Consider the following 13,012-nt stretch of genomic DNA (forward strand, 5'->3'; position numbering starts at 1 on the left):
GGGCCGTACGGCGACCCCTATCACCTGATCCGGACCATACCGGCGAAGGGAACCCGTCTCGTAGGTCTTCGCATGCCCGGGCCTCGTGCCCTGCCCCCGCGTGCATTGTCCTCGCGTGTCCCGCGTCATCCGCGCCCGCGTCATGCGCGCCGCGTCGGCTCCGGCGGGTCGATCAGCCGGCACACCGTCTCGATGTCGGTCTTGACCTGGGCGATGGAGGCGCGGCCCGAGAGCCAGGTGATCAGGACCGAGTGCCAGGTGTGCTCGATGACCCGGACCGCCGAGAGCTGCTCGGGGGTCGGGTCCGCCAGGCCCATCGCCTCAAGGATGATCGCCGTCGTCTGGCGGGAGACCTGGTCGACCTCGGGCGAGACGCTGCGGTCGGCGAAGGTGAGGGCGCGGACCATCGCGTCGGCCAGGTGCGGCTCGCGCTGGAGCGCGCGGAAGGCCCGCATCAGGGTCTCCGCGACCCGCTGGGCGGCCGTGTCGCCCGCCGGGGGCTTCCTGCGCAGGGTCCCGTGCAGGTGCTCCAGCTGGTCCTGCATGGTGGCGACCAGCAGGTGCACCTTGGACGGGAAGTAGCGGTACAGCGTGCCGAGGGCCACCTGCGACGACTCCGCGACCTCACGCATCTGCACGGCGTCGAACCCGCCCCGGCCGGCCAGCTGCGCGCTCGCGCGCAGGATCCTGCGACGGCGGGCCTCCTGCCGCTCGGTGAGGGGTGAGGCCGGACGCGAGGTGCTGGCTTCCGCAGGCATGGGTCCCCGTTCCGTGACAGTCGGTGAGGCCGTCTGTTGGGCTCGTGATCGGACAGCATGGCAGGGTGGCTCGCCGTGGCGCGAATCACCTGATCCACTGCTCACAGCACCCCTACCTGCCGGTAGATTCAGAGGCTCTGAATGATCAAGTCTGAAACTTGTTCTAGATTAGCGTCCCGTCGTAGTCTCGCGGGACAGTGCAGGCAGAAGGGGGCACGGAGTGACCGCTGAGGCCCGGGAAGCGGGAGCCGATCAGGAACCCGCTGCCGACGGCGGACGACCGCTCGACATCGCGCTCCTCACCTACAAAGGGAACCCGTTCTGCGGAGGCCAGGGCGTCTACGTCCGGCACCTCTCGCGGGAGCTGGCCCGCCTCGGCCACCGGGTGGAGGTCATCGGCTCCCAGCCGTACCCCGTCCTCGACGAGGGCCTGCCCGGCCTCACCCTCACCGAGCTGCCCAGCCTCGACCTCTACCGCCAGCCCGACCCCTTCCGCACCCCGAAGCGGGAGGAGTACCGGGACTGGATCGACGCCCTGGAGGTCGGCACCATGTGGACCGGCGGCTTCCCCGAGCCGCTGACCTTCTCGCTGCGCGCCCGCCGGCACCTGCGCGCCCGGCGCGGCGAGTTCGACGTCGTCCACGACAACCAGACCCTGGGCTACGGACTGCTGGGCGACATCGGCGCCCCTCTGGTCACCACGGTCCACCACCCCATCACCGTGGACCGGCGGCTGGAACTGGACGCCGCCGGCACCTGGCAGCGCCGCTACTCCGTGCGCCGCTGGTACGCCTTCACCCGCATGCAGAAGCGCGTCGCCCGCCGGCTGCCCTCGATCCTCACCGTCTCCGGCAGCTCCCGCCAGGAGATCGTGGACCACCTCGGCGTCCGCGACGAGCGCGTCCACGTCGTCCACATCGGCGCCGACACCGACCTGTTCGCGCCGGATCCGGCCGTCGCCGAGGTGCCGGGCCGGATCGTCACCACCTCCAGCGCCGACGTGCCGCTGAAGGGGCTGGTGTTCCTCGTGGAGGCGCTCGCCAAGGTCCGCACCGAGCACCCCGCCGCCCACCTCGTCGTCGTCGGCAAGCGCCCGCAGGAGGGCCCCGTCGCCCAGGCGATCGAGCGGTACGGCCTCGAAGGCGCCGTCGACTTCGTCAAGGGCATCTCCGACGCCGAGCTGGTCGACCTGATCCGTTCCGCCCAGGTGGCCTGCGTGCCGTCCCTGTACGAGGGCTTCTCGCTGCCCGCCGCCGAGGCCATGGCCACCGGCACCCCGCTGGTCGCCACCACCGGCGGCGCGATCCCCGAGGTCGCGGGGCCGGACGGCGAGACCTGCCTGGCCGTACCGCCCGGCGACGCGGGGGCGCTGGCCGCCGGGCTGAACCGGCTGCTCGGGGACCCGGAGCTGCGCGCGCGCCTCGGCCGCGCGGGCCGCGCGCGGGTGCTCGACCGCTTCACCTGGGCCCGCGCCGCCGAGGGCACCGTGGCCCACTACCGCGAGGCCATCGCCCGCTCCGCGGGCCACTCCCCGAGCCGCTCCGCGGCCCCGACCCCCGGCCGCTCCGCGGCCCCGGCAAGTGTTGCAGGCGTCTCCTCCGAAAGCAGGGCCACGTGCTGACCGTCGACTTCTCCCGGTTCCCGCTCGCCCCCGGCGACCGTGTCCTGGACCTCGGCTGCGGAGCCGGCCGGCACGCCTTCGAGTGCTACCGGCGCGGCGCCCGGGTCGTGGCCCTGGACCAGAACGGCGAGGAGATCCGCGAGGTCGCCAAGTGGTTCGCGGCGATGAAGGAGGCCGGCGAGGCACCCGAGGGCGCCACCGCCACGGCCATGGAGGGCGACGCCCTCGCCCTGCCCTTCCCCGACGAGTCCTTCGACGTCGTCATCATCTCCGAGGTGATGGAGCACATCCCCGACGACAAGGGCGTGCTCGCGGAGATGGTCCGCGTGCTCAAGCCGGGCGGGCGCATCGCCATCACCGTGCCGCGCTACGGCCCCGAGAAGGTCTGCTGGACGCTGTCCGACGCCTACCACGAGGTCGAGGGCGGTCACATCCGCATCTACAAGGCCGACGAACTGGTCGGGAAGGTCCGCGAGGCCGGGCTGAAGCCGTACGGCAGCCACCACGCGCACGCGCTGCACTCGCCGTACTGGTGGCTGAAGTGCGCGTTCGGCGTCGACAACGACAAGGCGCTGCCGGTGCGGGCGTACCACAAGCTGCTCGTCTGGGACATCATGAAGAAGCCGTTCGCCACCCGGCTCGCCGAGCAGGCGCTCAACCCGCTGATCGGCAAGAGCTTCGTGGTCTACGCGACCAAGCCGCACCTGCCGCGGCTCGCCGAGGCCGACGGGGTGGCCGCCGAGTGACCACCCCCCGGACAGAACACCTCGTCCTGCCCGGGGTCCTCACCGCCGAGCAGGCCGCCGCGACCGTCGCCGGCATCCTGGCGGTGCAGCGGGAGGACGGCGCGATCCCGTGGTTCCGCGGGCACCACCTCGACCCGTGGGACCACACCGAGGCCGCGATGGCCCTGGACGCGGCCGGTGAACACGACGCCGCCGAGCGGGCGTACGGCTGGCTCGCCCGGCACCAGAACGAGGACGGCTCCTGGTACGCCGCCTACGCCGACGGCGCCCACGACGAGATCACCGACCGCGCCCGCGAGTCCAACTTCGTCGCCTACATAGCGGTCGGCGTCTGGCACCACTACCTGTCCACGGGCGACGACACGTTCCTGGACCGCATGTGGCCGACCGTCTACGCGGCCGTCGAATGGGTGCTGCGGCTCCAGCAGCCCGGCGGCCAGATCGGCTGGCGCCGGGAGGACGACGGCACGCCGGCGACGGACGCGCTGCTGACGGGCAGCTCCTCCGTCCACCACGCCCTGCGGTGCGCGCTCGCCATCGCCGAGGAACGCGAGGAACCCCAGCCGGACTGGGAGTTGGCCGCCGGTTCCCTGCGCCACGCGATCCGCCGCCACCCCGAGCGCTTCCTGGACAAGGACCGCTACTCGATGGACTGGTACTACCCGGTCCTCGGCGGCGCGCTCACCGGAGCGGAGGCCAAGGCCCGCATCGAGGCGGACTGGGACCGCTTCGTCGTCCCCGGCCTCGGGGTGCGCTGTGTGGTACCCAACCCCTGGGTGACCGGCGGCGAGTCCAGCGAACTCGCCCTGGCGCTGTGGGCGATGGGCGAGTCCGACCGGGCCCTGGAGATCCTCCAGTCCATCCAGCACCTGCGGGACGCGGACAGCGGCCTGTACTGGACGGGTTACGTCTTCGACGACGACACGGTCTGGCCCCGCGAGCTGACCACCTGGACGGCCGGTTCCCTGCTGCTCGCCGTGGCCGCGCTCGGCGGCCACGACGCCACCTGCGCGGTGTTCGGCGGGGAACACCTGCCGGCCGGACTGGCCCCGGACTGCTGCGGCTGACCCCGCGAGGGTCCGGCCCGGCCGTCCGCCGGGTCAGTGCCGGTGCATCCGGTTGGCTATGGCATGGCCCACGAACAGGTAGACCACCGCGGCGAGTCCGTACCCGGCGACCACCCGGGCCCAGGCCTCGTCGAAGGTGAAGAGGTCGTGGGACCAGCCGGCCAGCCAGGAGGCCGCGTCATGGACGAACTGGACCAGGCTGTTGGCCCGGTTCGCGTCCAACAGGTACATCAGGATCCACAGGCCGAGGATCAGCGCCATGATGTCGGCGACGACCGCGATGACCGTCCCGGCCTGGTTCGCGCCGTTGCGATATCGAGGGGACATACTCTCCGGATTGCCGGGCGGTGTGCCGTGAAACCCCCCAGGTGGCCCGGAGCGGACCCGGACCCGTCCCGGACACCACCCGGACGGCGTCCCCCGAGTGGCGCACCCCGCCGCCCCGGACGACGCTGCCGGAGGAAGCAGACCGCTCGGGGAGGACACGTCCGGAGGACTCCGTGCCCGTACCGATACGGCGCCTCGTTGTGGCGCTCACCTTGTGCTGCGCCTTGGTGGCGGGTGCCACCGCCTGTGGAGGCAGCGAGAAGAACAGTACGAAGGACACCGCGGCGGCACAGGCCGTCCCCGCCGGGGACAGTCCCAGCCCGACCACCTCCGCGGAGAAGCGCAAGTTCGCCAAGACGCGCTTCGTGGTGGACGCGGGTCTCGCCGCCGGCGCGACCTACCAGTGGATCGTCAAGCCCTGGAAGGCGGGCAAGTTCAAGAAGGGCGCCAAGGGCCGCAAGACCGCGCTGGTCAAGGCCGCTCTCGCCGGCGCCTTCGCCTACAACCGGCTCAAGGCGGCCCAGAAGAACGCCAAGGCCGACCCGGCCCTCTCCAAGGCGCTCCAGCCCCTCAGCAGCGGCATCGAGTCCCTGAAGAACCTGCCGTCCAAGCTCCGCAAGGGCGACGAGAACGCGGCGAGCTCGTTCAGCGACGTCATCGGTGGCGTCAAGGACGCGGGCAAGAGCGCCGGTGCCCCGGTCAAGGACCAGGTGCCCTCGGCCTCCCAGCTCAGCAAGGGCTAGTCGCGTTCTGACGGAGCGTCAATCACCGTTGGCGAGAAGGCCGTACGGCAACGGCCCCCCGCCGGGAAGGGCGAGGGGCCGGTGCGGTGCGGCGGTGCGGATCAGCCGCGCTGGATGCCCGAGGTGTCCTGGAGCACGCCACGGCGGCCGTCCTGCGTCTGCGCGACCAGCGCGGCACCGCGCTGCTCGACGGCCAGGTACCAGGTGCCCGGCGCCAGTTCGGCGATCTGGCTGGGCGAACCGTCCTCCGAGAACAGCGGGCGGGGCACCGGCACGGCGAACCAGAACGGCGAGAACTCCGCGGCGGCCGGCTGCGGCGCCGGGGCGGCACCCTGCGCGGCCGGCTGCTGCTGCCCGAACGGCTGGCCCGGCTGCGGCTGCGCACCGTAGGGCTGCTGCGGCTGGGCGCCCGGGTAGCCGTAACCACCGGGCGGCTGGGCGCCGTAGGGCTGCGGGGCGACCGGCTTGGGGGCCGGGACCAGGGCGGCCTGGAGGGCGGGGACCAGCGGGGTGGCGACGGCGGCGGCGGACAGGACGAGAGCGGCGATGAACCCGAGGACGAGACCCGCGCCGGCGTCCACGTTGTCGAGGTCGATCAGCGTCCACAGCAGCGTCCAGGCCGCCAGGATCGCGAAGGCGGTGCCGACCGCGGCCAGGTCGAGCCCGGCCACCTTGCGCGGCTGCGGCAGGCAGCGGTTGACGACGATGAGAACGGCACCGATCACCGCGCCCATGTAGATGCCCAGGCCCATGCCCAGGTTGTCCCACGCGCTCCGGCTGTACGTGTCGCCGAAGCCGGAGATGCTGTAGAAGTCGAGGAACGACGCGATGAACAGCACCACCGCTGCTCCGATCACCACGCCGTCGCCTCTAGTGAGGGAGCGGATATTCACTTCAGGTCCTTCGTAGGTCGTCTCGTCGTCGGTAGACACTATCGTCAGCAAGATCCGGCTGTCCGGCCGGTTCCGCCCGCCGGTCACGAACCACGCAGGAAACTCACGATTCCCTCGGAGATTCCCTGCGCCGCCCGCTGTCGCCAGGCGCCGCTGGTCAGCAGTGCCGCGTCCTTGCTATCGCGCATGTTGCCGCACTCGATGAACACCTTGGGAACCGTTGACAGATTGAGACCACCCAGGTCCGTCCGCGTGACGAGACCGGTACCGCCGCCGAGGTAGTTGGAGGGCTGCTCCCCCGTCTCGCGGAGGAAGTTGCCCGCGACGCGCACCCCGAGATCGTGGGACGGGCCGACGATGGCACGGGTGTCGGCCCCACCCGCGTGCACGGAACCCGGCAGGATGACGTGGAAGCCGCGGTTGCCGGCGGCCGAGCCGTCGGCGTGGATCGAGATCGCCGCGTCCGCGCGCGCGGTGTTGCCGATCCGGGCCCGCTCGTCCACGCACGGACCCCACGCCGGAGCGTCGCCGTCGCGCGTGAGCTTCACCGTGGCGCCCTGCCGCTCCAGCAGGTCCCGCAGCCGGTGCGCCACGTCGAGCGTGAACCGGGCCTCGGTGTAACCGTCGTTGGTGGACGTGCCGGTGGTGTCGCACTCCTTGTGGTTCGTGCCGATGTCCACCGGGCGGCCGATCTCCGCCGTGTGCCGGAAGTTGCCCTGGTTGTGCCCCGGGTCGATGACGACGACCTTCCCCTTGAGCGATCCGGAACCGCCCGGACGCGCGGAGGGCGGGGCGGACGCCTTGGCGTCGTCGCCACCGCCGCTCGGGGAGGGGGCCGGAGCGGAGGACACCGCCGAGCTGCGCGGCGCCGGCGCGGGGGAGGCCGCGTGGTCCGCACCGCCACCGCCACCGACCGCCTCGTACACCATCCAGCCGAGCAGCGCCCCGGGCACGAGGGCGGCGAGCGCGACGGTCAGCGGGCGCCGCCGGGGCCGGCGGGGCTGCGGGGGATCGAAGTCCGGGCCAACGTACGACACGTCTGCGACTCTAACCGGGGCCTCAGATCCCCGCTCCCGTTCGCCGCAGGACACGCAGCGAGCCGGTCGCCGAGACCTCCGTGAACGCCCCGGAACCAAGGGCCCGCAGGTAGACCCGGTACGGCGCCTGGCCGGTGAACTCGTCCTCCGGGTGGGGGAAGACGTCGTGGATGACCAGCAGCCCGCCCTCGGCCACGTGCGGCGCCCAGCCTTCGTAGTCCGCCGTGGCGTGCTCGTCCGTGTGGCCGCCGTCGACGAACACGAACCCGAGCGGGGAGTTCCAGACCGCCGCGATCCGCGGGGAGCGGCCGACGAGGGCGACCACGTGCTCCTCCAGCCCCGCTTTGAACAGCGTGCGCCGGAAGGTGGGCAGCGTGTCCATCAGGCCGACCTCGGGATCGACCGTCTCCGGGTCGTGGTAGTCCCAGCCGGGCTGCTGCTCCTCGCTGCCCCGGTGGTGATCGACGGTGAGCGCCGAGACCCCGGCCGCGCGCGCGGCGTCGGCGAGCAGGATGGTGGAGCGCCCGCAGTACGTGCCGACCTCCAGCAGCGGCAGCCCGAGCCGGCCGGCGGTGACGGCGGCGTCGTGGAGGGCGAGCCCCTCGTCCAGGGGCATGAACCCCTTCGCCGCCTCGAACGCGGCGAGGATCTCGGGCTGGGGAGCGGCGGGCATGGAGCGCCTTTCGGTCGTACGTCGGTCCGTGCGCCCATGCTGCCGCACCCCCGGTCGGCGGGCTGACCGGGGGTGGGTGCGTGGGGATGGGGCGCGGGAACCGCGCCCGACACGTACAGACGGCGCGATCCCCGCAGGAGGCGTGAGCCCGTGGGTCTCAGGCGCTCACCGATTCCCCGGGCAGGGCGAGATCCAGGTCCACGGCCCGCTCCGCCCCGGAATGCGTCACCGAGGAAGCCAGCGGCCCATGGCCGAGGGCCCGTGCCGCGAGCACGTACGCCCCCTCGCCCGGCACCGGCAGCACGTAGCTGCCGTCCGCGGCGGACAGGGTCGCACCGGCCTGCCGCCCCCGGCGGTCGATCAGGGTGACCTTGGCGCGGGCGACGGGCGTGCCGCCGGCGTCCACGATCCGCCCCCGGAACCCGCGCAGCACCTCCTCGGCGCGCTCCAGGCCTGCCTCCTCCTCGCTGCTCGCCCGCAGCTGGGTGTGGAGCGCCGGGCGGGCCGCCTTCGGGAGGAAGACCGCCAGGACGAGCCCCACCGCGACGGCGGCGGTGGCGATCATGAAGGAGACCCGGAAGCCGTGCATGGTCGGGATGGCGACGCCGTTCACGTTGTGCGCGGTGTTGGCCAGCACCATGCCGATGACGGCGCTCGACACCGAGGTGCCGATGGACCGCATGAGGGTGTTCAGACCGTTGGCCGCGCCGGTCTCCGAGGCCGGGACCGCGCCGACGATGAGCGCGGGCAGCGAGGAGTAGGCGAGGCCGATGCCCGCGCCCAGGACGACGGACGTGATGATCGTCTGCCAGGCCGCGTCCATCAGGCCGAGGCCGCCGCCGTAGCCGATGGCGATGACGACGAGGCCGGTGATCAGGGTGACCTTCGGGCCGTAGCGGGCCGACAGCCGGGCGTACACCGGTGCCGTGAACATCATCGTCAGGCCCAGCGGGGCCACGCACAGGCCCGCGACGACCATGGACTGGCCGAGGCCGTAGCCGGTCGCGGCGGGCAGCTGGAGCAGCTGGGGCAGGACGAGCGAGACGACGTAGAAGCTGACGCCGACCATGATCGAGGCGAGGTTGGTGAGCAGCACCTCGCGGCGGGCGGTGGTGCGCAGGTCGACCAGGGGTGCCTGGACGCGCAGCTCGTACAGGCCCCACAGCAGCAGGACGACGACGGCCGCGGCGAACAGGCCGAGCGTCGTGCCCGAGGACCAGCCCCAGTCGCTGCCCTTGGTGATGGGCAGCAGGAGCAGCACCAGGCCGGCGGACAGGCCGATCGCGCCGGGCGCGTCGAAGGAGCCCTTGGCGCGCATCGGGGACTCGGGGACGACGAGGAGGGTGAGGAGGATGGCGAGCGCGCCGAGGCCGGCGGCGCCGTAGAACAGGGCGTGCCAGTCGGTGTGCTGCGCGACCAGGGCCGCGGCGGGCAGCGCGAGGCCGCCGCCGACGCCGATCGAGGAGCTCATCAGGGCCATGGCCGAGCCCAGCCTCTCGCGCGGCAGCATGTCGCGCATCAGGCCGATGCCGAGCGGTATCGCGCCCATGGCGAAGCCCTGGAGGGTCCGGCCGACGATCATGGTGAGCAGCTGGTCGGTGAAGGCGCTGACCAGGGCGCCGACCACCATCACGGCGAGGCTGAGGACCAGCATGCGGCGCTTGCCGTAGAGGTCGCCGAGCCGGCCCATGATCGGGGTGGCGACGGCGCCCGACAGGAGGGTCGAGGTGAGGACCCACGTGGCGTTGCTGGGGGCGGTGTCCAGCAGCTGCGGCAGGTCCTTGATGACCGGCACGAGCAGCGTCTGCATCACCGCGACCACGATGCCCGCGAAGGCGAGCACGGGGACCACGGTGCCGCCCGCTTGCCGGGTGGGCTGGTCGGTCGTCGTCTCTGGCATGGGGTGAGGCCTTCCGCGTGTCATAAGTGCCGGGTAAACCTCGTATGCACAGGCAACTATTCCGTTGCTTCGGGCCTCTAACGAATTCTTGACCCTTCTATGGGTTACTGACGAGGTGTCATGGAATCTTCCCGTCGGCCGGGGCAACGGTCCGGGCGGCCCAGGGACTCCTTTAGACATCTAGGAGGTGCCCATGGGGGACGGGAAGCAGACTCGGAACGAGGAGTTCCAGAGCTTCGTGGTCGGCCGCTGGCCGCGGTTGATGCGTACGGCATTTCTCCTCACGGGGGAGCAGCACGCCGCCGAGGACCTGGTCCAGTCGACGCTCGAACAGGTCTATGTGGCCTGGCGCCGGGTCGGCGGCGCGGACGACCCGGAGGCGTACGTACGCCGCGTCATGATCAACGCGCACGCGCGCAGACACCGGCGCAGGCTCCGGGAGTTCCTGGCGCCGAAGGACGACTCCGGGCTGGTGCGCGAGGTGGCCGACACCGGCGACCGGATCGCCCAGGCCGACGACCGCAGCGCCCTGCTCGAGGCGCTCGCGCGACTGCCCGCCCGGCAGCGCGAGGCGGTCGTGCTGCGCTACTGGGAGGACCTGACGGAGACACAGACGGCGGAGGCGATGGGCTGCTCGGTCGGCACGGTGAAGAGCAACGCGGCGAAGGGGATCGCGAAACTCCGCGCCATACCGGGTCTGGCCGACATGGTGACGCACGGAGGGCGGAAGTGATGAGCGCGGACCGGGAGAACCACGACATGACGCAGACGGACATCGCCCTCCTGCTCGCCGACGCGGCGGACGGGGTCGAGATCGGCATAGCCCCGGTCCAGGCCGTCATCCGCGGCGGCCGGCGACGCAGAGCGCGGCGCTGGGCCGTGGCGGCGGCCACCACCCTGGTGCTGGCGGGCTCGACGGGGGCCACGCTGGCCTTCGCCGGGCTGCCGGGGGGGCGCGCCGACCGGGGGACGCCGACGGCGCCCGGCCCGGCGTCCGCCGAGGAGAGACACGTGTACCGGCCGCAGCGGACGGAGCTGGCGCGGGGGACGGAGCACGGCAGGCAGTGGCGGGTCTGGGTCGAGGTGTGGGGTGCCCCTCGAGACGCGCGGGAGGCGGACCGGCAGTTCGCCGCCATGAAGCGGACGGGCGTGCGGCCGGCGGTGGACAAGGCCGCCGACCTGGTCGGCAAGACCTCGTACTTCTCGATGCGGTCCTACGGTGACGGCCGTTCCCTGGTCGTCATGTTCGACACGCACCAGAGGACCGACCGCCTCACGGGCACCGACCTCATGGCCGCCGCCGTCAGCCTGGAGGAGGTCGGTCCCACGGCGCCCGAACGGCTGGTGGTCGGCCATGTGGCGAAGTCCGCCCGGGAGGTCACCTGCCGCTGGAAGGACGGCAGGTCCACCGTGGCCCGGCCGGCGGGCTCGGCGTCCGCCGCCCAGGACGCCACCGCGCTGATCCGGCCGGTGGCGGGCTACCCGGGAGGGAACTGGTTCGTGTGCCTCGCCCCGGAGGGGACGGTCTACGAGGACGCGCACGTGACCAGGTGACCCGGTGCGCGGGAGACCCCGCTCAGAGCCAGCCCCGCTGCCGGGCCTCCCGTACCGCCTCGGTCCGGTTGCGGGTGCCGGTCTTGCCGATCGCGGAGGAGAGGTAGTTGCGGACGGTCGACTCGGACAGGTGCAGCCTGCCGGCGATGTCGGCGACGGTCGCCCCGTCCACCGACGCCGTCAGCACCTCCCGCTCACGGGGCGTCAGCGGATTCGGCCCGGCGCTGAGCGCGGCGGCGGCCAGCGCCGGATCGACCACGGTCCGGCCGGTGAGCACACTCCGGATCGCCGCGGCCAGCTCCTCCACGGGCCCGTCCTTGACGAGGAAGCCGGCCGCTCCGGCCTCCAGGGCCCGGCGCAGATAGCCCGGCCGTCCGAAGGTGGTCAGGATCAGCACCCGGCAGTCGGGAGCCTGGGCCCGCAGTTCGGCCGCCGCGTCCAGGCCGCTCATGCCCGGCAGCTCGATGTCCAGCAGGGCCACGTCCGGCCGGTGCGTGAGCACGGCGTCCACGATGCCGCCACCCGAGCCCAGCTGGGCCACGACCTCGATGTCCTCCTCCATGCCGAGCAGCAGGGCGAGAGCGCCACGCATCATGCCCTGGTCCTCGGCCAGCAGCACCCGGATGCGTGTGCCGGGCCGGTGACTGCGGGGCATCTCGTCGTCCACCGCCCCAGATTACGCCGGGCGGCCTCGGGTGACCCCGCGTCACCCCTGACCGTGCGGCGCCCGGCCGGGCGAACCCGACGCTTCCCCGGCGGGTGGCGGGTGGTGGGTGGCGTGCGGCCGGCGGGCGCCGGGGGCGGGCCGGACGGCGCGGGTGCCGGGGCGGGGATGCCCCCGCCCCCGCCCCGACCGCTGTACGACCCGCGCTTCCCGGGCCCGACCGCCGTGGTCTCGCCGCACCGGCCCCGGCCGCCGTACCGCTGTGACGCGTCAGCCCGCAGGGCGTGTCGGCAGGCTGGTGGCCGCGGGCAGCGGTGCGCGTCCGCCGAAATTCCCTGCCGCGGGCGTGGGAAAGGGCGGAGACTCGGCTCATGGCTGACATGGGGGCGTTCCGGGAGGCGGTCATCGCGTGGGCGGCCGGTGGGTCCGGGGGCCCCGCGCGGGAGCTGGCCGCGCGGCTGTCCGTCCGGGTGGCCGTCCTGCTCGAAGGACCGAGTGACGCGGCGGCGGTCGACGCGCTGGCCGCGGGCCGTGGACGGGACCTGGCGGCCGAAGGGGTCTGCGTCCTGCCGATGGGCGGGGCGATGAACGTCGGGCGGTTCGCCGGCCTCCTCGGGCCGGCCGGGCTGGGCCTGCGCCTCACCGGGCTGTGCGACGAGCGGGAGCGCCCGTACTACGCCCGTGGCTGGGAGCGGGCCGGTGCGGAGCGGCACGGGTACTTCGTCTGCGCGGCGGATCTGGAGGACGAGCTGATCCGCGCACTGGGCGTGACCCGGGTGACGGAACTGGTCCGGGCGCAGGGCGATCTGCGCGCCCTGCAGACTTTCCTGCGCCAGCCGGCGCAGCGGGGCCGCACCGCACAGCAGCAGTTGCGGCGCTTCCTCGGCACGAAGAAGGGCCGGAAGATCCACTACGGCCGTGTCCTGGTCGAGGCCCTCGATCCCGGCGGCGCGCCCGCCCCGCTCGACGGTCTGCTCGCCAGTCTCTGACCGGAGGGACGACTGACGGCTCGTCACGCGCTGCCGGTCG

14 protein-coding genes are annotated in these 13,012 nt (G+C 72.9%); 7 read left to right on the plus strand and 7 right to left on the minus strand.

Features of this window, described 5'->3' with window-relative positions; all coding sequences use genetic code 11:
- Nucleotides 1-140: 140 nt before the first annotated feature.
- The gene (locus LG395_RS27740; protein ID WP_225811596.1) at nucleotides 141-758 is read right to left on the minus strand and encodes a TetR family transcriptional regulator; all 618 of its coding nucleotides are present in this window, start codon (nucleotides 756-758) and stop codon (nucleotides 141-143) included.
- Nucleotides 759-978: 220 nt separating this feature from the next.
- Between LG395_RS27740 and LG395_RS27745 the strand changes: the two genes are divergently transcribed.
- From LG395_RS27745 to LG395_RS27755, 3 genes are read left to right on the plus strand one after another with little or no spacing between them, the layout of a single operon-like run.
- Nucleotides 979-2,379, plus strand: coding sequence for a glycosyltransferase family 4 protein (locus LG395_RS27745; RefSeq protein WP_171156794.1), 1,401 nt, complete (start codon nucleotides 979-981; stop codon nucleotides 2,377-2,379).
- Nucleotides 2,373-3,125, plus strand: coding sequence for a class I SAM-dependent methyltransferase (locus LG395_RS27750; RefSeq protein ID WP_225811597.1), 753 nt, complete (start codon nucleotides 2,373-2,375; stop codon nucleotides 3,123-3,125). The genes LG395_RS27745 and LG395_RS27750 overlap by 7 nt, the downstream gene beginning before the upstream one ends.
- Nucleotides 3,122-4,192, plus strand: a complete 1,071-nt coding sequence (locus LG395_RS27755) for a prenyltransferase/squalene oxidase repeat-containing protein (RefSeq protein WP_225811598.1) — start codon at nucleotides 3,122-3,124, stop codon at nucleotides 4,190-4,192. Before LG395_RS27750 ends, LG395_RS27755 begins: the two co-directional genes overlap by 4 nt.
- Before the next feature lie 33 nt (nucleotides 4,193-4,225).
- On the opposite strand, the gene LG395_RS27760 is transcribed toward LG395_RS27755, so the two are convergent.
- Entirely contained in the window at nucleotides 4,226-4,519 is a 294-nt protein-coding gene (locus LG395_RS27760; protein WP_014672411.1) for a hypothetical protein, read from the minus strand.
- A gap of 173 nt (nucleotides 4,520-4,692) precedes the next feature.
- Here LG395_RS27760 and LG395_RS27765 point away from each other — a divergent pair, with 173 nt between their 5' ends.
- Nucleotides 4,693-5,262 carry a hypothetical protein gene (locus tag LG395_RS27765; protein WP_225811599.1) on the plus strand — a complete coding sequence of 190 codons (570 nt, stop codon included), beginning with the start codon at nucleotides 4,693-4,695 and terminating at the stop codon, nucleotides 5,260-5,262.
- A gap of 101 nt (nucleotides 5,263-5,363) precedes the next feature.
- Here LG395_RS27765 and LG395_RS27770 read toward each other — a convergent pair whose 3' ends face one another.
- From LG395_RS27770 to LG395_RS27785, 4 genes are all read right to left on the minus strand, one after another.
- A complete protein-coding gene (locus LG395_RS27770; RefSeq protein ID WP_225811600.1) occupies nucleotides 5,364-6,122 on the minus strand; it encodes a DUF5336 domain-containing protein in 759 nt (252 codons plus the stop codon).
- A gap of 116 nt (nucleotides 6,123-6,238) precedes the next feature.
- Nucleotides 6,239-7,192: an N-acetylmuramoyl-L-alanine amidase gene (locus tag LG395_RS27775; RefSeq protein ID WP_225811601.1), complete on the minus strand. Its 954-nt coding sequence runs from the start codon at nucleotides 7,190-7,192 to the stop codon at nucleotides 6,239-6,241.
- 22 nt (nucleotides 7,193-7,214) lie between these two features.
- The gene (locus LG395_RS27780; protein WP_225811602.1) at nucleotides 7,215-7,865 is read right to left on the minus strand and encodes a class I SAM-dependent methyltransferase; all 651 of its coding nucleotides are present in this window, start codon (nucleotides 7,863-7,865) and stop codon (nucleotides 7,215-7,217) included.
- Between the two features lie 157 nt (nucleotides 7,866-8,022).
- Nucleotides 8,023-9,765, minus strand: a complete 1,743-nt coding sequence (locus tag LG395_RS27785) for an MFS transporter (protein ID WP_171156807.1) — start codon at nucleotides 9,763-9,765, stop codon at nucleotides 8,023-8,025.
- Between the two features lie 193 nt (nucleotides 9,766-9,958).
- Here LG395_RS27785 and LG395_RS27790 point away from each other — a divergent pair, with 193 nt between their 5' ends.
- Together LG395_RS27790 and LG395_RS27795 are read left to right on the plus strand one after the other, a co-directional pair.
- Nucleotides 9,959-10,498, plus strand: a complete 540-nt coding sequence (locus LG395_RS27790) for a SigE family RNA polymerase sigma factor (protein ID WP_171156809.1) — start codon at nucleotides 9,959-9,961, stop codon at nucleotides 10,496-10,498.
- A complete protein-coding gene (locus LG395_RS27795; RefSeq protein ID WP_225811603.1) occupies nucleotides 10,495-11,319 on the plus strand; it encodes a hypothetical protein in 825 nt (274 codons plus the stop codon). Before LG395_RS27790 ends, LG395_RS27795 begins: the two co-directional genes overlap by 4 nt.
- Nucleotides 11,320-11,341: 22 nt before the next feature.
- On the opposite strand, the gene LG395_RS27800 is transcribed toward LG395_RS27795, so the two are convergent.
- Complete coding sequence (locus LG395_RS27800) at nucleotides 11,342-11,974, minus strand: response regulator transcription factor (protein WP_225811698.1); 633 nt, start codon at nucleotides 11,972-11,974, stop codon at nucleotides 11,342-11,344.
- 380 nt (nucleotides 11,975-12,354) lie between these two features.
- Between LG395_RS27800 and LG395_RS27805 the strand changes: the two genes are divergently transcribed.
- Complete coding sequence (locus LG395_RS27805) at nucleotides 12,355-12,972, plus strand: TOPRIM nucleotidyl transferase/hydrolase domain-containing protein (RefSeq protein ID WP_225811604.1); 618 nt, start codon at nucleotides 12,355-12,357, stop codon at nucleotides 12,970-12,972.
- The last annotated feature ends 40 nt before the right edge of the window (nucleotides 12,973-13,012 follow it).

It is taken from the genome of Streptomyces spinosus, assembly GCF_020400655.1.
Classification (GTDB): domain Bacteria; phylum Actinomycetota; class Actinomycetes; order Streptomycetales; family Streptomycetaceae; genus Streptomyces; species Streptomyces argyrophylli.